We start from the raw sequence: 23,908 nt of genomic DNA on the forward strand, positions 1-23,908 counted from the left end.
GCGGTCGGTGCGATTAGGCGGTAGTCGGTCGGCCATTAGTCGGTCGGGTGAGTCGGCGGCAGTTAGACGGTAGTCGGTTAGTCGGTCTGCGATTAGGCAGTCGGGGGGCGGCAGCTAGTGACCGGTGGGTAGTCGGTCAGGGGTAACCGGCCGTCTGCGGCGATTAGGCGGTAGTCGGTTAGTCGGTCAGCGACTAGTCAGTCGGGGGGCGGCAGTTAGTGATCGGCGGTTAATCGGTCGGGGGCATTGACAATGGCTGTCAACGACGGTTATCGTCGGCATCCGGTAATCGACTGTCCGAGGCGGCTATTCGGTCGGGGGTAGTCGGCAATCGGTAGTCTGCGGTCTGCGGTCTGCGGTCTGCGGTCTGCGGTCTGCGGTCTGCGGTCTGCAGTCTGCGGTCTACTGGCTACGGTCGGTACTTGGTACTCGATGCTCGATGCTCGTTACTGGCAATCGGCAGTCGACGGCGGTTAGTCAGCAACTTGCAACCTCGTGTTCCGCGATTGTTGGCTCACATAGAATTGGCCGGCTGCACAAGGCAGCCGGCCAATTATTTTAAGCTTAATGTTCCGTTCCGTGCATGAAATTAACGATGGCTTGCGCCGCTTCGGCTCTCGTTGTCGGCTGCTGCGGAGCGAATCGGCCTCCGCCGACGCCTTGCATCCAGCCTGCCGCCGCTGCGGCCCGAACGTCGTCCAAGGCCCAAGCGGCAATCCTTGACTCATCGGCGAACGAGGCAGAGCCTGCTTGGTCCGCGGAGGTTGCCGTGACGTCCGAACCGGAGGAATCGACAGAAGACGCCGGATTTGACGCATCGGCTGATTCTGCCGCCCGGCCCGAGAGCAGCCTGTTCGCCCGCGTGAGCAGCGCCGCGATTTCCTGCCGGCTGATCGGCGCATTCGGCGCGAATGCCTCCGCGCCGCGGCCCGTAATCAGCGCGTGATCGAAGGCTGCCGCTGCAGCATCGCGATACCAGGCCGCAGCAGGAATGTCCTTGAATGCTGACGCGCCTTTGCCGTCGGTCTCGGGCGAGAGTCCGAGCGCACGCACGAGCAGCGACACGAACTCCGCGCGGCCGATCGCCCTTGCCGGCTCGAAGCGATTGCCGCCGACGCCGTTCAGCCACTGGTGCGCCGCCGCTTCGCGAACGGCTGCGAATGCCCAGTGCGCGCTTCCGAGATCCGCGAAGGCGCCCGTGTATTCCAGTACCGCATAGGTACTGAAATGCGGCAGCGAAGCGGTGATCGTCTGCCCCGCCGCATCGGCTTTGCCGCCGGCGTACGACCAGGCTTCCGTAAGCGGATTCCATACGAAGACGCCCAGCAGCTCGGGATGTTCGGTCTTGCCGACTTCGAACGGAAAGCTGACTGCGACCGGCGCCGGGAATGCTCCCGATTCATACCGCTTGCCGTCCTTCACGAGCGCAAGCTCAAGCTCGAACGTTGATCCGTTCCGTTGATAGCCGGCTGGCAGATTTCTTTGCGCGGCCTCCTGGTTCAACCGGGAAATGCGAAGGGAGATAAACGCATTCGACAGCTGCTGCTGATCGACGGTGACGAGCAGGGCCGATACGACCTCGGCCGGAAGCTCGATGACCGTCCCGTCGCTCGAGGCCAATCGCAGTCGATCCCAGGTCAGCGACTTCAAGTCGGCCGCCGGAACCAGAAGCTCCGTCTTCTTCTCCTGCAGCGTCAAGTCGAGAGTGCCGCTCTTCAGCGCCGCGCGCAGGTCTTGGAGCGCCGATAGCTGCTGGCCTTCAAGGAGCGGATCGGCTGAACCGCCGCCGGAACCGCCCGTTCCCGGGTTCGTACCCGGATTCGTGCCTGGATCGGTACCCGGATCCGTGCCGTCATCCTTGACCACTTGAATGCTGTCCACGTACAGCGCGCTGCGGCCGATGGCTCCGTCTCCTTGGTTGACGTAAAGCGAGAATTCCGCCATCGCGCCCAGATCGATGCTGCCGTTGCCTTTCGTATTCCATGGCGCGTTGCGGAACTCCGAGAACGGAATCCGGACAGTGCCAGGCGTCCTGCCGGAGAGTACCCGGTAAGCTTCCCACGCCTCGCCGTCCGCTTCGATGAACTGAACCGTCAGCGTGCGATTCGACCCGTCCGGCGTCAGCCAGAACGAAAGCCCGTCGTATCCCGTCCATGTCATGCCGTTCAACTGCTTCGTCATGCCCGCGAAATTCGTCGCTTCCGTCAGCTCGTATTCGTACTTCAAGCCGTATTTGCCCGCATCCTTGTGATCGGCGTCCGGCGTCAGCGACACGGGGCCTCCCCATTGGTTGCTCGTGTACGCTTTCTGCGCCAGCAGCTCGCCGCCGCCGTAATAGTCGAAGCTGTCGATCGTCGGCACGCTCGCAAGCTGAATGCCGTCGACGTAGAGGAGATGGCTGCCCGTCGTTCCCGCGCCTTTGTTCACGAAGATCGACAGCTCCGTCATCGAAGCCAGCGTTAACGCGCCGTCGCCGGTCGACCATGGGTTGCGCGCAAAACCGCTGAACGGCAGCTGATAGAGCTTCCCATCCGTGCCGGAAGGTTCAAGCTGCGCTTCCCAATAATCCCCGTCCTTCTCCTTTAATTGAAGCGTCACGCCGCCGCCCGAGCCGTCCGACTGCAGCCACAGCTCGATGGCATTGCCCAAGGAAGTCCAGTTCGTGCCGCCGAGCGACTTGGTCACTCCCGCGTAGCCTTTCCTGTTCGTCAGCTCGTAGGCAAGCTTCATGCCGTAGTCGCCCCCGGATGCGTGGCTGCTATCCAGCGTAGGCACGATACTGTCGCCGTCCGCCTTGCTGACGTATGCGCCGGCCAGCAGCGTATCCGAGCCTTGGTAAAATTCAAAGCAGTCGATCGCGCCAAGCTTAGCAACGGCGATATCGTCCACGTAGAGCGAGCCCTTGCCTGCAGCGCCGGCCCCCTTCTCCACATACAGCGAGAACTCCGCGATCGCATTCAAATCGATCACTCCGTTGACCGGCGCATTCCAGCCCGGCCGCGCGAACGCATGGAACGGAATGCCGATAAGCCTGCCTTCGGTGCCCGACAAACGTACCTTCGCCTCCCAATACTCGCCGCTGCTTTCCTTGAATTGAACCGTCATGCCGCGGTTCTGTCCATCCGGCTTCACCCATAATTGAATGCCGCCGCTATTGCTCCAATCGATGCCGCCCATGTTCTTGGAAATGCCGGCATAGCCTTTCGCGTCGGTCAAGTCATAGCCGAAATCCAGCCCGTAGTCGCCGCCGCGCTTCGTCTCCGGCGCTAGCTTCAACGTAACTGCATCGCCGTCGGCATTCGGCGTATAGGCAGCCTGCAGCTTCGCATCGTCCCCGACGTACGATTCGAAGTCGTCGATGGTCGGCTGGCGGTATAGACGGATGTCGTCGATGTTCACGGTATACGGTTGTCCTGCCGCGCCGTCCATGTACAGGCCGAACGAAGCCGCTTTGCCCGCATCGATCGCGCCGTTGCCTTGGCCGGCATGGCTGTCTTTCCACCATTGCGGAACGTAGAAGCGGCTGAACGGTACCTGCACGAGAATCGGTTCCGAGCCGGATACGCGCAGATCGCTCTTCCACACTTCGCCGCCGGTATCCGGGCTTTCCGTCACTTGCAGCGTAAGCCCCATGTCCGAACCGTTCGGCTGCACCCACAGCTGGATGCCGCTGTTGCCCGACCAATCGGCATTGTCGAGCGATTTCTCCAATCCTCCCCATCCTTCGCTCATCGTCGTTTCCAGCTTCAATCCGTAATTGCCCTCGCTCTTGACCGTGTTATCGAGGGTGAGCGTAATCGGCGAGCCGCTGTCATTGACGGCATACGCGCCCCGTACGCCCGCGTTCGAGCCGCTGTAACTCTCGAAGTCGTCGACGATCTGCGTCTTCGACTGCTCCGCCGGCGGGTCCAGCTTCTCGCTGCCCACGCCGATGACGACTTGGCCAACCTGCGGATTCCAGGTCTGATCGGCCCTGCTCGTCGGAAATTGGAACTTCAAGTATTTCGTGCCCGCAGGCAGTTTGTAACCGATGTATTCGGTGCGCGTCCACCAGCCGTCGCCGGCTTTGCTGTTCTTCGCGGCCGAGCCGTAAGGCGCGAAGTCGACGCCGTCCGGCGAGGTGAACATGAGGAAATCCTGCACCAGATAAGCGCTCGGCTCCTGCCGCGCGAAGGTCAGCAGCTTGAAATAGTTCATGTCGCCGCTCGTCTTGTACGTGAACGTCAGCCCTTCGTCCACGCTGCGGTTCAGCCGTTTGTTGTCGCCGCCGAAATACGCATCCGCATTGTCCGTGCTGAAGCCGAGGTTCGCGTCATGCGCGTTCATCTTGATGAAATTGTTCATGTCGTCGATCAGGACCCCGTTCGCCATCTCCGGACGCTGGATGGAATCGGGGAACGATAGCGCGCTGCCGTCCGTGTCGTATTCGAGGTTCACCCGGCCGAGCTCCGAGGCGCCGGCATCCGCGGGAAAAGCGATGCGGACGAACTTCGCGTCTGCCGGCAGCGTGCCGGAATACGTCACCGCTCGCCATGCCCCTTCGTTAACGCTTGCATTCACGTCGAGCGCGGTGAAATTCTGACCGTCCGTCGACGTCGCGAAAACGTAGGGTTCCGCCGTCTTACCGGGATCGAAGTACGCGGCTGCCGCAAGCGACCGCGCCGCGACGGTACCGCCGGCAGCCGGAACGGGCAGCGCGTAGACGACGTATTGCTCCTGCGACGTCTCCAGCATCTTCAACCGTGCGGGATCTCCGCCGAAACGGGTCGGATCCTTGTAATCGATTTCGAGATCCGTCGAGTAGTCGTACAGCTTCCCGAAATTGCGCAGTTCGTCGCGAATGACGTGCTTGGCCGTCACGGGACCGACCGCCGACGAGAATTCCGACGAGCCTGAGGCGTTATTCGCCTTTAGCCTGTAATAGTAAGCCGTTCCCGTTACGGCGGACATATCGTGGAACAGCTGCGTCTCGCCTTCGACCGCATCGGACAGATTGTCGCCGACGACCGTCCACAGACCCTCGGCAGCCTCCGCCCGCTCCAGCGTATAGCCGCTTGCGCCAGCCGAGCCCAGCCAGGATATCGTGGAGACGGTTTCGATCGGCAGCAGCTGCGGCGTCGATGGCACCGGCAGCGGCGGCACCGTTTCGATTCCGCGGATGCTGTAGGCATGTTTGCTGAGGGATTTCAGCAGATTCGTCTCGTCGAAGCCGTCGCCGGAAGGAAAGCCCGGCCAGCGGTACGCGCCGTAGAAGACGCCGTCCTTCACGCTTTCCGTGTGCGGATAGAAACCGCCGTCGCGATTATGCATGCGCAGGCTCCAGATCATGGCGCCGCTTGCGCCGCTTTCCTCCAGGTTGTTGAGGAACTGGTCGATCTGGGCCGTCGGTTTGAAGCCGAACTCCCCGACGATGTATGCCTTCTTGCCATCGGCTTTGGCCATGTCCAGGTTGACCTGAGCGCCATAATCGCTGTAATGGTCGGGGTAATAATGGTTGGAGACGATGTCGACGTTCGGATCGGTCAGCGATGCGTCGTCGATGCCGTACTTACCGTCGATAACGAGATGATTGCCGTCGAGACCCTTGATGTACGCCGCGATATCGGCCGTCCACGCATGCGAAGCCGGCACGAGCTCGTTGCCCGTCTCCCAGCCGAGAATCGCCGGGTCATCCTTATACGCCACGCCGGTAATCGTGTTCACGCGATTCACCACGTGATCGATGACGGACTTGAAATCGGCGATCAGCTGCGGATCGCTCCAGAAGGCCGCTTCGTTCTTGCCGCGGAACGCCGCGTATTCCTTGATGCCGCCCTGCCATTGATACTGGTCCACCAGCGGCAGAATGATACGGACGCCGTACTGATTGGCGAGCTGGAGCATCCGGTCCAGCGCTTTGAAAACGTCTTCATTAAACTGCAGCGGTCCGCCCGGCGCCGACGGTCCCATGACCGCGCGCTGCTCCGTCGTATCGTCTGCCTTGCGGACGGACAACACATACGGCCTCGTGACCGTGCCGCCCATTTGCACGAGCGCTTTGAACGCATCCTCCTGCTCCCACGCCGTCGGTATTCGCCAATGGATATCCTCGATCATGCTGAGCGTCGGCACGTTCGCCGAGACGAAACGGAAGACGCCGCTGCCGTCTTTCAACTGGTCGCCGTCACGTGTGATGAAGGTCGAAAATGCCGATGCAGGGGGCGCTTCCGCTGCTTCCGCGCGCGGCGCCGCCGAAAAAACCGATAAAAAAGATGACACCACCAGCAGCAGAGTCATCACATGCGCAATATGTCGTTTAAACAAGGCACGAACCTCCCGAAGGTTATTGGCTAAGCACCAAGCAAGCCGGCCGGCGGACGGCCCGGTCTATTTGACCGAACCGCTCACGATGCCGGAGAAAATGTAACGCTGGAGGAACAAATAAATGATGACTGTCGGGATGAGTATGATGACGACCGCGGCGCTGATCAAATTCCACTGCGCGCTGTTGACGCCGGCGAATTTCATGAGCGACGTCGAGACGACGCCCAGCTTCTGTGCCGGCATGTACAGGTACGGAATGTACATGTCGTTGTAGATCGAGATCGTCTTGATGATCGTCACGGTAGCCGTCGCCGGAATAAGCAGCGGGAAGATGACCGACCGGAAGATCCGGAACAGGCTGGCGCCCTCCATCATCGCGCTCTCGTCCAGATCGAACGGGATGCCCCGGATGAATTGCAGGAAAATATAAATTTGCACGACGTCCGTGCCCAAGTAAAGCAGCACCGGCGCCAAATGCGTGTTGAACAAGCCTAGGTTCTTGATAATGGAGAACGTCGCGACCTGCGTCGTCACCGAAGGAATGAGCGTCGCCAGCACGTAGCCGGCCAAGATGGCGCGCTTCAGCTTGAAGTCGAACCGGCCCAGCGCGTAAGCGGCCGTCGTGCCGATCAGGATGTTGCCGATGAGGGACAGCGCGAGAATGATGCCCGTATTGTAGAAGGCGCGTCCCATATGACCGATGTTCATGACCGTTCGGAAATTGTCCATGTTGAAGAAGCTGTTCGGCAGATCGAATACGCCCGAAACGTTGTACTCCTCCGTCCCTTTGAACGCGTTCAGCACGACGACGGCCGGCGGAAACAGCACGGCGAACACGGCCAGCGACAAGAGAAGGTAATGCACGGCCTGCAGGGGACGGTTGCGTTTGAGCAGCTGCATGCGTTATCGCCCCTTTTCTTCCCGTAAAATAAGTTTGCGCTGCACGGTGATGACGATGATGACGATCGCCAGCAGCACGACGCCCATCGCCGATGCCAAGCCGTAATTGCTGTAGTGGAACGCCGTATCCACCGTCTTCGTCACGAACGTTTCGCTTGCGCCCGCCGGGCCGCCTTTGGTCATGATAAACGGCAAATCGAACACCTCGAGCGCGCCCGTCACGGTCAGCAGCATGCTGAGCTCGATGATCTTGAGCAAGCTCGGCCACGTAATGAAGCGGAAGGACTGCCATCCGTTCGCGCCGTCGATGCGCGCGGCCTCGTACAGATCTTCGGGGATTGACTGGAGCGCCCCGATATAGATAACCATGTTGAAGCCGAGGTATTTCCACATGGAGATGAGTGCGAGCGAAATGTTGACCATATGCTTATTGCCGAGCCAGCTCGTAATGAGATCCCCGAGCCCCAAATTCGTGAGCAGCGCGTTCAGCGAACCATGCTGCGCATCGTATACGTACGAGAACATGTAGGCGATCGCCACGCTGTTCATGATGTACGGCAGGAAGATCAGAACCCGGAATCCGTTCCGGCCGCGAAGCTTCCGGCTCAGAATGACGGCAAAGTAAAGCGCGACGACGTTCTGAAGAATCCCGCCGAAGAAATAGTACAAGTTGTGCCCGAATACGCTGAAGATCTCGCTGTTGCGGAAAATCTCGCGGTAATTATCGAACCCGACCCAGCCTTTGTCCGAGCTGTAGCCGTCCCAGGAAGTCAAGCTTAGGTAAAGCAGGTTGGCGCCGGGATACAAGGAGAAGAGTATCAGCAGGGTGACTGGGAGCAGGAGAAACGCGAAGAGAATGATCGTCTTCTGCTTCTTGTATAGGGAGGAGTACATCGTTAGCCCTTCCTTAACCGTATTTGTTGCCGCGTTCTGGCGGCCGATAGAAAAGGGGCATGACCGCGGATGTCATGTCATGCCCCTTCGGCAGGCGGTGGCGGCGTTGGCGGCGTTGCCGCACTAGCCATGTTCGCGACGTTCGCCCACGTTAGTCACGTTGCCGCACTAGCCATGTTCGCGATGTTCGCCCACATTAGTCACGTTGCCGCACTAGCCATGTTCGCGATGTTCGCCCACGTTAGTCACGTTAGGCTGCGAGCCGCCTTTACTCCGCCTTAGCGGCTATAACTGGGCGGCTGTTACTTGGCAACCGCCGCGCGCGCTTCTTTCCAACGCTTGTTGTAGTCGGCGAATACTTTGGCCATGTCTTTGCCCATGATAACGTCTTGCGCCAAGCCGCTCGTGTCGAACTGCATTTTGTTGCCGATTTTCAGGTACTCGTCGCTCTCGGCTTGCATTTCCACGACTTTCGGGTTGAAGGCCATGAATTCGGCCAGCTGAGGCAGCGCCGGCTTCTTGTCTTTCAGCACCGGGATGAAGCCGCCGAAATCGTCATAGCCGGATTCTTCGACGAGCCATTTCAGGAACGCTTTGGCCGTCTCCAGGTTGCCGCTTTTCTTGCTGACGGCATACGCGTAGTCGGGGCTCAGGAGCGCTTTGGCTTCGCCGCTGTTGTCGATCGGAAGCGGGAAGAAGCCGACGTCCTCGGATTTGGCGCCGTTATCGATGACTTGCGGCACGACCCAGTTGCCGAGCAGGTACATCGCCGTCGTACCGGAGGCTACGTCCTTCTTGGAGCCTTCCCAGTTCGTGGACATGAGGTCTTTCTCCGCATAGCCCTTGTCGACGATCGTCTTGATGATCGACATCGCTTGACCGTAAGGTCCGTCCATCGTGAACGGCTCGTCTTGGCCGGCCATCGTGTTATGCAGCGCCGGGTCGTTCGCGAAGAGGAATGCTTCCTGATCCCAGCCCATGAGCGGCCATTTGTCCTTGAAGTTCGTGGACATCGGGATGATGCCTGCCGCCTTCAGCTTCTCGCATGCCGCGTAGAATTCGTCGAGCGTCTTCGGAACTGCCGTGATGCCGGCTTTCTCGAACGCTTTCTTGTTGTACGTGATGCCCATCGCCGAGCTGCCTGAGACGATGCCGTACAATTTGCCGTCCTGGCTGCTGTAGTTGTCCTTGAAGTAAACTTTGTCGTTCAGGCCGAGATCGTCCAGCGGCGCGAAGAACTCGGGCAGTTTCTCTTTCGTGACCGTCTTCGGCACGAGGATGACGTCGGGGAACTCGTTTGACGCGAGGCGTACTTTCATCGACTCTTCATAGTCCTTGATTGCTTCGAACTCGACCGTCGCTTCCGGATATTTCTCGTGGAAACGCTGCGCGTAGTTTTTCAGTTCCGTCTCGACGAGGTCCGTGCGGTTCGTCGCGAACGTAATCTTGCCTTTGATCGCGCTCTCCGGAGCCGCGGCTTCTTCGTTCTCCGCTTTGGCGCCGGCGTTATTCGTGCCTGCTGCTGCTTGGTTGTCTTCTGTCTTGGCCGCGCCCTCGGTGGCGTTGGCGCTGCCGTTGTCGTTGTTGCCGTTCGATCCGCAGCCTGCCAGCACAACGCCGCAAAGCACGGTCGAGAGCATAAGAGATGCCCATTTCTTCATGATCTTTTCTTCCCCCTCATCGCGTATGGAGCACAAATGATATCGGTTACAAGTTCAATTATGGAGGGATTTGAGAACGCTTTCCACGTAGCGGATTTGGATTTATTGTCTTTGTTTTGGGTAAAGGCGAAAGCCTCGTTCGCCGAAGGATGTCGGGGAATGCGGTCTTTCGCCACATCGGGAGCATAAGCTTGGCGATTGGTTTGTGTTCGCGTCGCGAGACGGGGATGCAGCATTCGTCTACGTTGGGAGCATTGACCTGGAGAAAGCCGCGCTCGCCGACGGATGTCGGGGGAAGGCTTCATCCCGCTTTCTCGAATTGACCGGAAATTGAGCATTCCCCTACTTCGGGGCATGGTCGGGAAAGGCACCTATCATCCGCTCCCAAGGAATAAGTGTAAATCTGCACTTATTTTCAACTAACAACGCAACAAAATCGAAATAAGTGCAAAAATGCACTTATTCGCCCAGTTTATGGCTAGAATCGCCCGGTATCGGCTAATTAGTTGCAGATTTGCACCTATTTCCAATTTCAGCACGGAATCCTCAAAAATAAGTGCAGATTTGCAACTATTTCCCGGCAGCAGTCGGCGAATGATACTTTCGGGAGCAAATCACTAGAAGCAGTCGAGTTCCAGTTTGTAAGGACTGCAATTCGGGTGGTAGAGCACGGTGTACGGGTTCTGAGGTCTGTTCGTTAAGAGCTAGGCCTATTCGTTGGAGCACGTAGGTACAGGCTAGAGTTCGGCTACCGGTTACTGCTCGGTCTGTACTAGCTAGAGCACGTTGGTACAGGCTAGGGTTCGGTTACCGGTTAGTCCTCGTCTGTACTAGCTAGAGTACGATGTTATAGGCGAGTGCTCGATCTACTTGTTAGAGCAGATTGTTACTAGCTGGAGCTCAGTTGGTACGAGTTAGACTGCGCTCATACGGGTTAGAACTCGGTGGTCTGTATGGTTAAAGCGCGATTGGGTCGACTAGAATTCGACTGGAGCGCATTACAGTTCGGTCAGTATGGTTGCACGCAAAACTTAGCCGATAACCCCCCGCCCTGCCTATCCGCCAAACGTCTGGTTCCGGTACTGCTGCGGGGTCACGCCGACCGTTTTCTTGAACAGTTTGTTGAAATAAATACCGTCGGCGTAACCCACCATTTCCCCCACTTGATAGGCTTTCAAGTCCAACCGCTCCTTCAGGTATTCCTTCGCTTTCGTCATGCGGACCTGCGTCACGTATTCGGTAATCGTCTGCCCCGTCTCCCGTTTGAACAGAAAGCTGAAATAGCTGGCGTTAAGAAAGACCGCCTCAGACAGCGCCGTCAGCTCGATTTCTTCGCGATAATGCTCCTGAATCCATGCCTTCGCTTTCTCGATCACGCGTTTGCCGCCTGCGCTTCTGCCGGGCTCGAGCGCCATCACGACCTGCTCCGCCAAGGAGATGAGCCACTCTTGAACGTCCCGCAGGGCATAAAGCGCACCGGCACGTTGATGGAAATCGAACGCGGCTTCCTGAAGCTCCTGAAGCGCATCCAGGAAGCCTTCGATCTTCGTCGCCAGCGTATAGAACAAGTGGCCGGCGAGATGGATGACTTCGTCATACCCCGCTTTGCCCTGCTCCGCTTCGGCGAAAAACCGCGGCAGCGCCGCTTTAATTGCCTGCAAGTCCAGCATCTCGCAGGCCGTCTTGAACTGCTCCTCCAGCGTCGGCGCGTTCAGCTTCCACGGCTCCGCTTTCGGCGGCAGATCCGCGGCCAGCTGAACGGCACTGCCCCGCTCCGCGCAGAACGAATGCCGGCTCGCCGCGAGCGCATCGCGATAAGCGCGTCCCCAGCCCGCTGCGTTTGCCGTCCCCGCCGTATTATCAGCACTTCCCGCACTTCCCGCACTTCCCGCACTTCCCGCACTTCCCGCACTTCCCGCGCCGCTCCCACCACCAAAACCGTCCGTTCCGCCTGCAACGCTCACTCTGCCCGCGGCACTCGCACTACCTGCACTACTTGCACTACCAGCAACAACACTACCAGCACTGCCCACACCATTCACACCGCCCCCTTTAACCGCGCCGGCAGCGCCACCCGCGCCTCCCTGAGCCCCCACGAGGCACTCGCCGATCGCAAGGAACCCGCCGCTGCGGTTCTGCAGATGGTCCATGACGCGCAGACTGACGGCCCGAAGCGCTCGCTGCTGCTGCGTCTTCTCTCCCCCGGGCAGCGCAAGGACCGCCGCAAGAAGGCCGTCCTGCATCACCACAACCTCCCGCACCGGATCCTTGAGCGCATGCAAATAATTGAGCAGGCTCTCTTGAACGAGCGGATTCGAGGCCCGAAATACGAGCACCGCGCCCTGTCCCGCTTCCGGGAGTGCCAGCCCCTCGCCGTCTCCGTCCCCGGCAAGCAGCCGCCGAAGCCGTGCTTCGCGCTCGCCCGCCTTCCGTTCGCGCACGGACTCTTCCCGCCGCTCTGCATTCTCTCGCCGGCGCGCCTGACGCTCCGCCAGCTTCGCCAGCATCGCCGACAGCTCCTGCATGTCGACCGGCTTCAGCATATAATCGTCGACGCCCGACTGGATCGCCCGGCGCGCATATTCAAAATCGTTATAGCCGCTCAGGATGATGCACGGCAATTCCGGCTCTCTTGCCCGCAGCAGCTCGATGAAGCTGAGGCCGTCCATATACGGCATCTTGATATCCGTAATGATCAGGTCCGCGCGCGGCTCCAGCCCTTCCAGCGCGGCAAGCGCTTCCTCGCCGTCTTCGAAGCTGCCGACGACGCGGTAGTCGCCGCTCAGCTTGCCGATCATTTTCTCAAGCCCCAGCCGGATAATCTCTTCGTCGTCCACGATGACAATGTTCAGCATCTCAGTAATCCCCCTGTCCATTCAAACCGTTCGGCGACGGATAAGGCAGTGCGAGCGTGACGATGGTACCTTCGCCGATCCGGCTGTCGATGGACACGCCGTAGGCTTCGCCGTAGTACAGCTTGATGCGCTCATTGATGTTTTTGAGCCCGATGCCCGACTTCATCGCCGTCTCCTCCGTCTGCCCGCCGATGTACAGTTGCAAATGCTGCAGGATATCCGGCGGGATCCCGTTCCCTTCATCCTGAATGTAGATGTGCAGCCGTTCCCCGGCGATCTTGGCGAAGACGCGGATATGCACCTTCACCTTCTTGCCCTCGAGTCCGTGAAGGATGGCATTCTCGACGATCGGCTGGAACGTCAGCTTCAGCACGTCGTAGCGGAGCACGTCGGGCGGCAGCTGGGCCTCCCATTGGAACTGGTTCTTGAACCGGTACTTGAGCAGGTTCAAATAGTTGTCCAAATGCTGCAGCTCCTCCTGCACCGTTACGGTTTCTTTGCCCCGGTTGATGCTGTACTGCATCAGCTTGCCGAGGATGAACGTCATATCCGACACTTCCGTGTCGTCGTTCAACAGCGCCTTCATCCGGATCGTCTCGAGCGTATTGTAGATGAAATGCGGATTGATCTGGCTCTGCAAGGCTTCCAGCTCCGCCTCCTTCTTCCGGTTCTGGATGACGTAGATCTCGTCGATCAGGTCCTTGATGCGCCGCAGCATCCGGTTGAAGTGAAGGCCCAGCACGCCGACCTCGTCCTTGTTCTTGATGCGGAAGCTGATATCGAGATTGCCCTGCTGGACGGCGATCATCAGATTCGTCATCGTGCGAAGCGGCTTGGACAGCCGAAACGAAATGACGATGGAGACGACGAGCGCGGCAATGACGATGAGCACGGTCGCGATCGTCGTCACGTTGCGCGTGATTTTGGCATCATGATGCAGATGATCGACGGGAATATAGACGATCGTGCTCCAGCCCGTCACGTCCGAACGATTGTACGTGGCGAAATAATCGACCCCGTCCACCGCCATTTCCACGCTGCCCCGGCTGCCCGCGATGCCGTTCAGCATGTCCGGATTGCCGAGCTGCTTGCCGATCCACTGCTTCCGGCTGTCGTAGATCACGTTCCGGTCCCGATCGATGATCAGCGTCATGCCGTTCGTGATGTCGTCCATCTGCTCCACCGTCTGCTCGATCGCATCCAACTTCGTATCGACGACGATCGTGCCGATGGAGGCGAAGGAATTGACGTCGCGAATATCGCGAATGACGGAGAACACATAGTAGGGGGGATGATTCGGAATCGCGATCTCCTGCGTGCTCAGAATCGTCGGATTGCCCTCCGCTCCTTCCGCGATCGCGCTCCACTCGGCGTAACGCTGCTTCAGGTCCGGACGGACGGAATCCGTCTTCATGCGGTAGAAGAGATTACCGTAATGATCCAATATGTACGTGGAGCTCATATCCTTGTTGAGGTTATTCATGAGGCCGATATAGAAATCGATCTTGTTCTGCTTGGCCAAATCAAGGCTCGGCGTCACGAGATACTGCTGCAGCTCGGTGGAATACAGCGGGATTTTCGTAATCACCATCATATTCGCGATCGTTTCCTCCAGCTTGCTCTGGAAGTTGGCGATGACCTGGTTCATATACTGCGACGTATTCTTGTTGATGGAATCCACATAGTTCTGGTAAGAGATATAGCTGATCGCGATGATCGGCGTGATGATGAGGAAAATAAACACCGCGATCAGCTTCTTCTGCATGCTGCTCTGCACCTTGAACATCGACCCGATCCATCGTACGGCTCCTTGCATGGCGATCCCCGCAATCGTTTACATTTTAATGTCCATCGTAACCGAAGGCCGTCGAAATGATCAATTGCTTTTTGTCGGTCGGGCCTCTTTCGGCGGAACTCGCTTGACTCGCGTGCGCGTCCTGCCTTATAGTTATTGCTAACCATTACCAGAAAATAGATATTTAAGGCTATGAACGGAAATAGTACTTCTGCAGCGACTGTCCCAGCGAGCCGGCGATCGGTGAAAGGTCCGGCACTTTCAAGCAGAACGAATGGCTCCGTTCGCTTCGATCCGAATAGGGCGATTGAAGGCGATTGGTTTACATTTCCATTGCGAGATGGGATTGCAGCATTCGCCTGCTTCCTCGATAAGGGGAATGCAGCAATTGCCTTTACTAGGCGTCGACGGCAATTCCCTCCGTTACCTCGGGGAAGCATGTTAGTCGTTTTGACATGAGCTGAGCGCGGCCTTCGGCCGAATTCGGGTGGCACCGCGGAGAAGACACTTCGTCCCCTTTTTGGGGATGGCGTGTCTTTTTTTGTATGCTCCAACAAATCGACTGAGCGGAGGTCGCGGTATGAAACAAGCTGACAGAAAACGGGTGTTATCGGGCATCAAACCGAGCGGGGAATTGAATATCGGCGGGTATGGCGGCGCGCTGCACCAATTCGTGAACATGCAGAACGAGGGTTACGATTGTTATTTCTTCGTGCCGGACCTCCATGCGATCACGGTACCGCAGGATCCGAAGCTGCTCTTCCAACGCTCCAAATCAGTCGCCGCCTACTACATCGCGGCGGGCATCGACCCGAAGAAAGCGACGATCTTCATCCAATCCCATGTCGCCGCGCATGCCGAGCTCGGCTGGCTGCTGGAAACGCAGGCGCATTTCGGCGAGCTCGGACGAATGACGCAGTTCAAGGAGAAGTCGGGCGGCAAAGAATCGTTCAGCTCGGCACTGTTCACGTATCCCGTGCTGATGGCGGCGGACATCCTCGTACACCAGGCGACGCATGTCCCCGTCGGCGACGACCAGAAACAGCACTTGGAGCTCACGCGTGACCTTGCCGTTCGGTTCAATCATCGGTTCGGCACGACGTTCAAGGTTCCGGATCCGATTATTCAACCCATCGGTTCCCGCATCATGGGCCTTGACGACCCCGCCAAGAAGATGAGCAAAAGCAATCCGAACCGAAACAGCTATGTCCTGCTCGAAGACCGGCCGGACGAGATTCGCAAGAAGATCTCCCGCGCCGTGACGGACTCGGAAGGCACGGTTCGCTACGATTGGGAGGCAAAGCCCGAGGTGAGCAACCTGATCGAAATCTATGCCGTATTCTCCGGCGAAAGCGTCGCCGCGATCGAGCGGCGGTACGAAGGCATCGGTTACGGACCGTTCAAGCAGGATATCGCCGACGCGGTCATCGCGAAGCTCGCCCCGATGCAGAGCCGCTTCAACGACATCGTCGAATCGGAAGAGCTGCTCTCGATTCTACGGGACGGCGCGCGGAAAGCAGCCGAATCGGCCGCCAGTACGCTCTTGAAAGCCAAGCAGGCAATGGGCTTGCTCTCGCTGAATTGACTCGATACGCCCACCTTGCCCGTCGACAGACAAACGCCTTCTTTTCTCGCCCTCTCCGCTTGCTTTATACGAAATTCGGGTAAATTGATAGTAAGCTATAAATTTGCTCAGATAGGACGTGTGAAGATGGCCAAATTCGGATTATCCGGCAAAATGATGGCGCAGCCCGGCAAACGGGATGAGCTGGCGACGCTGCTCTTGGAGGCGACGGCCGCGATGAAAGACGTGAAAGACTGCCAGGTCTATATCGTCAGCGTGCTGCCGGAAGAGCCCGACGCGATTTGGATTACCGAGGTATGGAGCAGCGCCGAGGCACATCAAGCCTCCCTTGCCTTAGACACGACGCGTGCGATGATTCAGCGCGCAAAGCCGCTTATCGCGGGCTTCGAGCAGCAAATCAGGCATGTGCCGCTCGGCGGAATAGGCGTTACCCCTTAAGCGCAATTACGCCGGGAGAGCTAGCAGTGACTGCTGCCGCAAGCGCGCGGTTCAACAAGAACGAATAATAGAAATACGAAAGGAGCAGGCGACTCGCCTGCTCCTTTCTCGTTCCAATCAAGCCTTCCCTTGGCGATAATTCCCGGCTTCAGAAAGAGCCTGCCTCCTGAAACCATCCTCTGCGCCGGTCGCAGTGACCCCGGAATTTCGCCAGAAGCTGTTTCATCCATTCCGGCGCGGAAGCTTCGTCGACCCGCTCCATGCTGCGAATGATACGCGCGAAGCCGTACAGCCGGTCGAAGCGCCGAAAACCTGCGAACGTCTCTTCCAGGGAAATGCCGAGCGGCCTCGCCGACGTATATCCACGGATGAAGATATCACGGATCGCCCGCGTCTCCGGATCCGAAAAATCATCCAAATCCCCTAGCGCCGCGGCAATGTCCGCCGCGAACCAATGCTGCATCGCATCGTCGAAATCGATGACGCCATAATCGCCTTGAACGCCTCTGTCGAACACGTTGTCCGGCTGAAAATCATAATGAATCAATCCGACATGGTTCCCGTCGGCCGGAAGCGACTCCAGCCAAGCCTGCACCCGATTCCACTCGCGCAGCGCCTCCCCTTCGCGGTGCCGCTCGAGTACTTCATAAGTCCATGCCATAACATCGCGCCAGCCCCATCGTTCCGGCCTGCCCGCATCCGGCGCATAGCCCGCCGACAGCTCATGAAGCCGAGCGAGCGACCGTCCCCAGCCGAACAGCTGCTCCGCCGACATGTCGCCGAGCGGCACATGGCTGCCTTCCGCCTGCTCGAACGCAACGCCATAATAAACGCCAAGCTCTTCATCCGCCATTCGTTCCAGCCATCGTCCATGGACCGAAGCGACCGGCTTCGCTGCCGGATAGCCATTCGCGGCCAAGTACACGATAAAGTCCAGCTCGGCCTCGATTTGCGCAGCAGAATTATCGCTCGCATGAATGAATCGCAGAAACTGCCGCTTGCCCTCACGTGTAAATACATATACGAAATTGCTGCTCGCCCGCCAGAAACGGAGCGAATCCTCGTCATGCTTCCATTTCTTGATCAGCTGCTTGGCCGGACGGTCATCCGCCATCCCCTGCAGCATAGTGGACAAATTCATCATCGAACATTGCCTCCCGCGGCTTGCCCGAGCGAGAGGTCCGGGCCTCTATCGGATCGCGCGACCTCTCGCCGGCATCTGGATTTGTTTGAGCTTCAACAAACATCATCACTCCTCTACTTGGGATTGGTCGTAATCGTTGACTTGCATAATGCAGCAGGACGTCCGCAGGCGCCCCAACAAAGTATAGCAAGGGATGGTAATTCATTCCACACCTTATAAATAAAAAACGCATACCCCGTGAATCCGAAGATTCGTATGGGGGATGCGTCGGTCTTGCACGGATTATTTCGTTTTCGGCCGGAATCGATTATTTCGCTTCCGTCAGGAATTTAACGGCTTCGTCCATGATTTGTTCGCCGGCGATTTTACCGGAGTACAGCCAACTGCTCGTGCTCGGAATTTCGAACACTTGCTTGTTCTTCACGGCCGGAATGCCCTGCCACAACGGGTTCTTCAGCGTTTCCGCAGCGTCGGCCTTGTCGCTGTTCACGAGGAAGATGTAATCCGCGTCGAGCGTCGCGAGTTTCTCGAGCGAGATCGGATTCCATACCGCCTTGGATGCGGCCGGAATTTCGTTCACGATATTCGGAGGCGTAAGGCCGAGATCCTTGTAAAGCACCGCGCCGCTCGCTTGCGTTTCGTCGACGATGTAGAAGTTCTTGGCTACGAGCCACAATGCTGCGGCTTTCTTGCCATTGACGACCGATGCCAGCTTGGCCTTCGCATCCGCTGCCTTCTGATCGTATTCTTGCAGCGCCTTGTCCGCTTCGCCGCTCTTGCCGAGCAAGGCGCCGATCGTCTTCAGCGCTTCGCGCCAGTCTTTGTTGACTTTATCGCCAAGCACGTACGTAGGCGCGATCTTGGCATATTGCTCGTAAAGGCCTTTTTGAACGGCCGATTCGGAACCGATGATGATCAGGTCAGGCGCGTAGCTCAGCACTTTCTCGACCGGAAGATCGTAAGCGATCGTCGGCACGTCCTTGAGCTGCGGAGCCAAGTAATCTTGAATGCCGTTCGCTACCGACCATTGCGCTACGGGCGTTTGGCCCAGCGTTACGACCGGATCTTCCAGGTAAGAAGCAAGAATTTTCTTCGGTTCAGCCGGGATCTTCACTTCATGGCCCATGCCGTCCGTTACCGTTTGCGGTCCGGCCGGGGCTTCGTTATTGCCCGCGCCCGCAGCGTCGTTGCCGCCGTTGTTCGTCGTTTCCGTTTCATTTGCTGCATTGCCGGCATTGTTGCCGCCGTTATTGCCGTTGTTGCTGCCGCATGCGGACAATACCAGCATAACCGCCAGCAGTCCAACCAGGATGAAGCTCATTTTTCTTGCCGATCTCGCGTTGCGCATTTGTCTAATAACCCTCCTGAATGATAGCTCATAAGCTCATATTCCTAGATGATAATGAATCTCATTTTCAATGTCAAGTGAAGGATGTGGAAATAACAATCGGCTGCCGCAGGAGCATGAACCTCTTCCATCGGCAACCGACCTGTTTCGTTCCCATAAATCAACCGGTATCGCATGCCGACAGCCGCACTTAACGGATCATGTCAGTCCGATGCAGACGGGAGCTTGCGAAGCGCTTCCGTCAGGGCCGCCCCTCGCTCGGGCTCCATATGAAACTGCGCCGGCGTGTTCTGGAACAGCGCGATCTTCCATTCGCCGCCTCGCTTCACCGCCGTCAGCGAATGCTGGGCATTCAGCTTCGGATCGATGTCGGACGCGCCTTCCGGCACCAGCCCGGAATAGGCGCGCAATATCGCGGTTCCCGGCGCAGGCAGCTTGACCGATCGGACGATCGCGCAGTAGCGCGGCGTCTTATGATGCGCGAAGATCGGCGCAAGATGATCGTGAATGCCCTGTCTTCCCGCAGCCTCGCTTCCATCGAAGCCGATCAGCTCGCCGTCCTCCGCGAACGGAGCCGCCATCTCCTCCGCGCTGCGCGCGTTCCAGCCGGCCAGCATCGCTTGGTACGCCCGCAGCACTTCGATTTCGTCCGGCTGCACAATTTCGTCATGCGCGCGCCGTTGTTCCGCATACTGTTGAAGCATATAATCCAAATCGGAAACGGACATCCATTTTCACTCCTGACGAGATGGTTTTGTGATACGCTTATAAGAATAATTGTAGCAAGGAGAGCCGTCCATGCCAAATACAGCCCTGAACCGCCCGCCTGACGGGAAGCCGCGCCGCATTCTGTTTACCGGAGGCGGATCCGCGGGACACGTAAGCGTCAATCTCGCGTTGATCCCCCTGCTCCAGTCGCGAGGCTGGGAGGCCCTCTACATGGGGTCCAAGAGCGGCATCGAGAAGCAGTTGATCGACAGGCTGGCCGATGTCGAATATTATGGGATCTCGACGGGCAAGCTGCGCCGCTATGCGGATCTGCAGAACGCGAAGGATCCGTTCCGCGTCGCGAAGGGCGTCATCCAAGCCTACCGGCTGATTCGCAGGCTGAAGCCCGACGTCGTCTTCTCCAAAGGCGGCTTCGTCTCCGTGCCCGTCGTGCTCGGCGCCTGGATGAACCGCGTGCCCGTCATCATCCACGAATCGGACCTGACGCCGGGGCTGGCGAATCGGATCGCGAATCCGTTCGCCAGCAAAGTATGCGTGACGTTCGGCGAGACGGCTGCCCATATTAAAGGGAATAAGGCCGTTCATGTCGGCCCCATCGTCAGAAGCGAGCTGCTTCGGGGCAGCGCCGTGAAGGGGCTCCAGTGGAGCAAGCTTCTTCCGGGCAAGCCCGTCGTGCTTATCATGGGAGGCAGCCTCGGATCGAAACGGATCAACGAGGCGGTTCGCCGCAACCTGCCGGCGCTGACGAAGACGTATCAGCTCATTCATCTATGCGGCAAAGGCGAGCTCGATGACGGCTGCAACGGCGTGCGGGGCTATCGCCAGTACGAATACGTGCACGACGAGCTGCCCGATCTCGTCGCTTGCTCCGAGCTCGTGATCTCCCGCGCCGGCTCCAATTCGATCTTCGAATTCCTCGCGCTGCGCAAGCCGATGCTGCTCATTCCCCTCTCGAAGAGCGCAAGCCGCGGCGACCAGATTCTGAATGCGGAGTCGTTCCGGAATGCAGGCTACTGCGAGGTGCTTCAGGAGGAAGAGCTGACGGACGAAGCGTTCCTGGCTGCGCTCGGCCGCCTGCATGCCGACCGGGAAGCCATTCGCGCCCGCATGGGACGGAACGATAACGGCGATCCTGCGGGCGCGATCGCGGCGCTCATCGATGCAGCCAGCCGGAACTGAGCCAAGTCGAATCATTACGCATGCGAAATGCACCTCTCGCTGAATCTACCTCGTACCCGTTCCAAAGCCGGCTGGGTAATAGCACCGTTTACATCCCATGCGGGTATATGGTAAGGTGAAAGGAATCATTGCTTTATTGCGTAGAAGCGTCTATGCGCGAAATTATTCGAGGAGTGCATGACAATGGCAGACTTGGCAGAACTGAGAGCGAACATCGACGATATCGACCGGCAGCTGGTCTCGCTGCTGGCCAGGCGGTTCCAATGCACCGAAGAAGTCGGCAAGTATAAAGAACGTCAGGGCTTGCCCGCGCAGGATGCGGTCCGCGAAGCGCAGCAATTCCAGAAGATCGAGGCATACGCCCGGCAGCATGGGTTGAATACCGACTATGCGGAGGCGATCTTCCGGCATATTATGGACTTGGTCATCGCCAGGCATATCGAGCTGCGTGCGGTCAACAAGTAACGAGCCGGGCCGACCATCACGCGCCGACGGAGGCCGTTCCGAAGCTGAGCTTCGGGGCGGCCTTCTTCTTATTCAGCCGCGCATGAAGCGGTGTTCGGCACTGTGTTATGAACCGCGGCCCGATTGTTGAAAGCGCCGTCATGTAGTATCCTATTCGCGAGTCTACCATTGGGGCGAACCGGTCCCCCCGCTAGGAGCACGAGAAAATCATGAAGCTGACTATCACCTACGAGCATGACGTGCCGATCAATGCGTTTCAATGGACGCCCAAGACGTACCGCCAGCCGCTCCACGCGCATTCCAGCTTGGAGATGGGGCTCTGCCTGTCTGGCACCGGCACGTTCTTCTTTGGCAGCAAGCAGTATCAGGTGCGGCAGGGCGACGTCTTCCTGGTCAACAACGAGGAACTGCATATCGCCCAATCCGATCCGAACGACCCCAGCCATTATCTCTTCCTGAACTTCGACGGCGCGCTCTTGATGTCCGAAGATCCGAGCCTGCTGCTGCCCTACTCCTACCGCTCGGCGAATTTCAACAATCTGATTCCGGCGGGATCGCCGCTAGCGGAAGCCGTTATTCCTTGGATGACAGCGGTCGAACGGGAGCTTCGCGATCGCGAGCCGGGCTATATGGCCATGGCCAAAAGCGCGCTCATCCAGCTGAGCGGCCTGCTGCTTCGGCATTACCATGCCGGCCTCACCGATTCCGAGCAGCGGTCCATGGTGCAGTCGGTGACGCAGACCAAGGCGCTGGCCGAGCTGGTCGAGCAGCGTTACCGCGAGCCGATCGGCCTGCAGGATATCGCGAAGGAGCTCGGCATCAGCGTATCCCGCGCAAGCCGCGTCTTCCATGAGACGACGGGACGCCGCTTCGCCGATTACGTCTCGCTCCTGCGGGTGCAGGAAGCGAAGCGCCTGCTGGCCGGCAGCGACCGGCAGGTGGCGCATATCGGATTCGAATGCGGCTTTCAGAGCCTTGCGACCTTCTATCGCGTGTTCAAGGAGTCGACCGGCGTCTCGCCGGTTCATTTTCGCCAGACGCTCGGGCTGGAGGCTCCCGGTTAAGCCTATCCGGCTAACGCAAATAGTGAGAAGCCCGCGCCGCATTCCTGAGAAGATCGGCGCTCCGTAGTCCCGTACAATGAAAACATCATGTACAAGAAGGGGATGTGACGAAGATGGCAGGTTGGGATTCGTTATTCGCGCTAGTGAAGGAAGAGGTTAAACAGCGCGGCGAGGAAGGCTGCAGCGTGGAGGGGTTTGCGGAGCGGGTACAAGCGGCCGGAGAAGACGAGGCCGAGCTGATGAAACTGTATCGCGAGCTGATGGCGCTTCCGATTGCCGCGGACTTCCCGTACAGTGAACCTTCGGAGCTGGAAGACATCCGGGCGCAGCGTCCGGCTGCCGTTGCGGTCGCCTCGCCGGCATGGACCGATGCCCAGTGGCTCGATAAATTCAACGGCGCTTGGCTGGGCCGGGCCGCCGGCTGCGCGCTCGGCAAGCCGCTGGAAGCAGGCCCGTTCATGAACGGCTCGGGCGGCCGTTCCGGCGCCGAGAACGTGAAGCTGTGGTTCGAAGGCGCGAACGCGTGGCCGATCCAAGGCTACACCCCGATCGAATCGGAGAGCGTGAAGCAGTATCCGGACCTGCACATCGCCATGTGGTGCAAGGACAGCACGCGCGAGCATATTCGATTCATGGAAACCGACGACGATATCCGTTATACGGTGCTCGGACTCGCCATGCTGGAAGAGAGAGGCACGGCATTCGATTCCTGGGACGTCGGCAAAATGTGGCATAACCGCCTCAGCTACGGCCAGGTGTGCACGGCCGAAACGCAGGCTTACTTGAACTTCGCCCGAATCACGTCGCATATGCGCTACCAGAAAGACAAGTTTACTGCCGAAGACAAGGACTGGGTTCGTACCTACCTCAACCCTTACCGGGAATGGATCGGCGCCCAAATCCGGGTCGACGGCTATGCCTACGGCGCGGCAGGCAACCCGGACCTGGCAGCCGAGCTGGCCTGGAAGGACTCGTCGTTCTCCCATATCAAGAACGGCATCTACGGCGCCATGTTCTGCGCGGCCATGATCGCCGCCGCCTTCGTGGAAACGGACGTACGCCGCATCGTGGACATCGGGCTGGGCGTTATCCCTGCGAACAGCCGGCTTGCGAGCGACATTAAGCTCGCCATCGAGATCGCGGAATCCACGAACGGCCAAGTCGAGCTGACGCAGCGCATCTGGGACGCCTTCTGCCACTACGACGCGGTGCATACGAATAACAACGCGGCATTGTGCGCGGCGGCGCTCATCTACTCCGGCGGCGATTACGAGAAGGGCATCACGACAGCCGTCCTCGGCGGCTGGGATACGGACTGCAACGGCGCGACGGTCGGCTCCATCCTCGGCGCGATGCTGGGCGGCAGCGCGCTGCCTTCGTCCTGGACGGCTCCGCTCAACGACCAGCTGTATGCGGCCGTGAACGGCTTCCATCCCATCGCGATCTCGGAATGCGCGCGCCGCAGCTATGAAGTATTCCGCAAGCTGCAGGCGGTACCGGCGGTATAGATCGTTAAGTCGGCATAGCTGAGCAGAAGAAAACCGAAAA

At 58.7% G+C, this 23,908-nt stretch carries 15 protein-coding genes; 6 read left to right on the top strand and 9 right to left on the bottom strand.

What is annotated here, in order from left to right:
* Positions 1-564: 564 nt before the first annotated feature.
* The 6 genes from GT003_RS13410 to GT003_RS13435 all read right to left on the bottom strand — a co-directional run bounded on the left by GT003_RS13410 (position 565) and on the right by GT003_RS13435 (position 14,429).
* Complete coding sequence (locus GT003_RS13410) at positions 565-6,303, bottom strand: carbohydrate binding domain-containing protein (RefSeq protein WP_161698475.1); 5,739 nt, start codon at positions 6,301-6,303, stop codon at positions 565-567.
* A 63-nt stretch (positions 6,304-6,366) separates the two neighbouring features.
* Entirely contained in the window at positions 6,367-7,203 is an 837-nt protein-coding gene (locus GT003_RS13415) for a carbohydrate ABC transporter permease (protein ID WP_161698477.1), read from the bottom strand.
* Positions 7,204-7,206: 3 nt separating this feature from the next.
* The gene (locus GT003_RS13420; RefSeq protein ID WP_161698479.1) at positions 7,207-8,097 is read right to left on the bottom strand and encodes a carbohydrate ABC transporter permease; all 891 of its coding nucleotides are present in this window, start codon (positions 8,095-8,097) and stop codon (positions 7,207-7,209) included.
* A gap of 302 nt (positions 8,098-8,399) precedes the next feature.
* Positions 8,400-9,758, bottom strand: coding sequence for an ABC transporter substrate-binding protein (locus tag GT003_RS13425; RefSeq protein ID WP_161698481.1), 1,359 nt, complete (start codon positions 9,756-9,758; stop codon positions 8,400-8,402).
* Between the two features lie 1,055 nt (positions 9,759-10,813).
* Positions 10,814-12,613 carry a response regulator gene (locus GT003_RS13430; RefSeq protein ID WP_161698483.1) on the bottom strand — a complete coding sequence of 600 codons (1,800 nt, stop codon included), beginning with the start codon at positions 12,611-12,613 and terminating at the stop codon, positions 10,814-10,816.
* Between the two features lies 1 nt (position 12,614).
* Positions 12,615-14,429: a cache domain-containing sensor histidine kinase gene (locus tag GT003_RS13435; protein ID WP_161698485.1), complete on the bottom strand. Its 1,815-nt coding sequence runs from the start codon at positions 14,427-14,429 to the stop codon at positions 12,615-12,617.
* Positions 14,430-14,988: 559 nt separating this feature from the next.
* On the opposite strand from GT003_RS13435, the gene trpS reads away from it, so the two are divergent.
* Both trpS and GT003_RS13445 read left to right on the top strand, forming a co-directional pair.
* On the top strand, positions 14,989-15,993 hold the full coding sequence (gene trpS / locus GT003_RS13440) for a tryptophan--tRNA ligase (RefSeq protein ID WP_161698487.1): 1,005 nt from the start codon (positions 14,989-14,991) through the stop codon (positions 15,991-15,993).
* Positions 15,994-16,119: 126 nt separating this feature from the next.
* On the top strand, positions 16,120-16,431 hold the full coding sequence (locus tag GT003_RS13445) for a putative quinol monooxygenase (RefSeq protein WP_161698489.1): 312 nt from the start codon (positions 16,120-16,122) through the stop codon (positions 16,429-16,431).
* Between the two features lie 148 nt (positions 16,432-16,579).
* Here GT003_RS13445 and GT003_RS13450 read toward each other — a convergent pair whose 3' ends face one another.
* The 3 genes from GT003_RS13450 to GT003_RS13460 form a co-directional block, all read right to left on the bottom strand.
* On the bottom strand, positions 16,580-17,575 hold the full coding sequence (locus tag GT003_RS13450; protein WP_161698491.1) for a phosphotransferase enzyme family protein: 996 nt from the start codon (positions 17,573-17,575) through the stop codon (positions 16,580-16,582).
* A 307-nt stretch (positions 17,576-17,882) separates the two neighbouring features.
* Positions 17,883-18,923 (bottom strand): ABC transporter substrate-binding protein, encoded by a 1,041-nt coding sequence (locus GT003_RS13455; RefSeq protein ID WP_161698493.1) that lies wholly within the window; start codon positions 18,921-18,923, stop codon positions 17,883-17,885.
* A gap of 203 nt (positions 18,924-19,126) precedes the next feature.
* Positions 19,127-19,651: an SgcJ/EcaC family oxidoreductase gene (locus GT003_RS13460; protein WP_239565781.1), complete on the bottom strand. Its 525-nt coding sequence runs from the start codon at positions 19,649-19,651 to the stop codon at positions 19,127-19,129.
* Between the two features lie 70 nt (positions 19,652-19,721).
* Here GT003_RS13460 and GT003_RS13465 point away from each other — a divergent pair, with 70 nt between their 5' ends.
* The 4 genes from GT003_RS13465 to GT003_RS13480 all read left to right on the top strand — a co-directional run bounded on the left by GT003_RS13465 (position 19,722) and on the right by GT003_RS13480 (position 23,868).
* Positions 19,722-20,831 carry an undecaprenyldiphospho-muramoylpentapeptide beta-N-acetylglucosaminyltransferase gene (locus GT003_RS13465; protein ID WP_161698495.1) on the top strand — a complete coding sequence of 370 codons (1,110 nt, stop codon included), beginning with the start codon at positions 19,722-19,724 and terminating at the stop codon, positions 20,829-20,831.
* Between the two features lie 183 nt (positions 20,832-21,014).
* Entirely contained in the window at positions 21,015-21,296 is a 282-nt protein-coding gene (locus GT003_RS13470) for a chorismate mutase (protein WP_161698497.1), read from the top strand.
* 209 nt (positions 21,297-21,505) lie between these two features.
* Complete coding sequence (locus tag GT003_RS13475; RefSeq protein ID WP_161698499.1) at positions 21,506-22,360, top strand: AraC family transcriptional regulator; 855 nt, start codon at positions 21,506-21,508, stop codon at positions 22,358-22,360.
* A 113-nt stretch (positions 22,361-22,473) separates the two neighbouring features.
* Positions 22,474-23,868, top strand: a complete 1,395-nt coding sequence (locus tag GT003_RS13480) for an ADP-ribosylglycohydrolase family protein (RefSeq protein WP_161698501.1) — start codon at positions 22,474-22,476, stop codon at positions 23,866-23,868.
* The last annotated feature ends 40 nt before the right edge of the window (positions 23,869-23,908 follow it).

The organism is Paenibacillus sacheonensis (assembly GCF_009909195.1).
Classification (GTDB): domain Bacteria; phylum Bacillota; class Bacilli; order Paenibacillales; family Paenibacillaceae; genus Paenibacillus_Z; species Paenibacillus_Z sacheonensis.

What these genes read in the sequence shown, in the direction of transcription:
- GT003_RS13415 (WP_161698477.1), bottom strand. Translation starts at nt 7,203, where the DNA reads ATGCAGCTGCTCAAACGCAACCGTCCCCTGCAGGCCGTGCATTACCTT.
- GT003_RS13420 (WP_161698479.1), bottom strand. Translation starts at nt 8,097, where the DNA reads ATGTACTCCTCCCTATACAAGAAGCAGAAGACGATCATTCTCTTCGCG.
- GT003_RS13425 (WP_161698481.1), bottom strand. Translation starts at nt 9,758, where the DNA reads ATGAAGAAATGGGCATCTCTTATGCTCTCGACCGTGCTTTGCGGCGTT.
- GT003_RS13430 (WP_161698483.1), bottom strand. Translation starts at nt 12,613, where the DNA reads ATGCTGAACATTGTCATCGTGGACGACGAAGAGATTATCCGGCTGGGG.
- GT003_RS13435 (WP_161698485.1), bottom strand. Translation starts at nt 14,429, where the DNA reads ATGCAAGGAGCCGTACGATGGATCGGGTCGATGTTCAAGGTGCAGAGC.
- trpS (WP_161698487.1), top strand. Translation starts at nt 14,989, where the DNA reads ATGAAACAAGCTGACAGAAAACGGGTGTTATCGGGCATCAAACCGAGC.
- GT003_RS13445 (WP_161698489.1), top strand. Translation starts at nt 16,120, where the DNA reads ATGGCCAAATTCGGATTATCCGGCAAAATGATGGCGCAGCCCGGCAAA.
- GT003_RS13450 (WP_161698491.1), bottom strand. Translation starts at nt 17,575, where the DNA reads ATGATGAATTTGTCCACTATGCTGCAGGGGATGGCGGATGACCGTCCG.
- GT003_RS13455 (WP_161698493.1), bottom strand. Translation starts at nt 18,923, where the DNA reads ATGCGCAACGCGAGATCGGCAAGAAAAATGAGCTTCATCCTGGTTGGA.
- GT003_RS13460 (WP_239565781.1), bottom strand. Translation starts at nt 19,651, where the DNA reads ATGTCCGTTTCCGATTTGGATTATATGCTTCAACAGTATGCGGAACAA.
- GT003_RS13465 (WP_161698495.1), top strand. Translation starts at nt 19,722, where the DNA reads ATGCCAAATACAGCCCTGAACCGCCCGCCTGACGGGAAGCCGCGCCGC.
- GT003_RS13470 (WP_161698497.1), top strand. Translation starts at nt 21,015, where the DNA reads ATGGCAGACTTGGCAGAACTGAGAGCGAACATCGACGATATCGACCGG.
- GT003_RS13475 (WP_161698499.1), top strand. Translation starts at nt 21,506, where the DNA reads ATGAAGCTGACTATCACCTACGAGCATGACGTGCCGATCAATGCGTTT.
- GT003_RS13480 (WP_161698501.1), top strand. Translation starts at nt 22,474, where the DNA reads ATGGCAGGTTGGGATTCGTTATTCGCGCTAGTGAAGGAAGAGGTTAAA.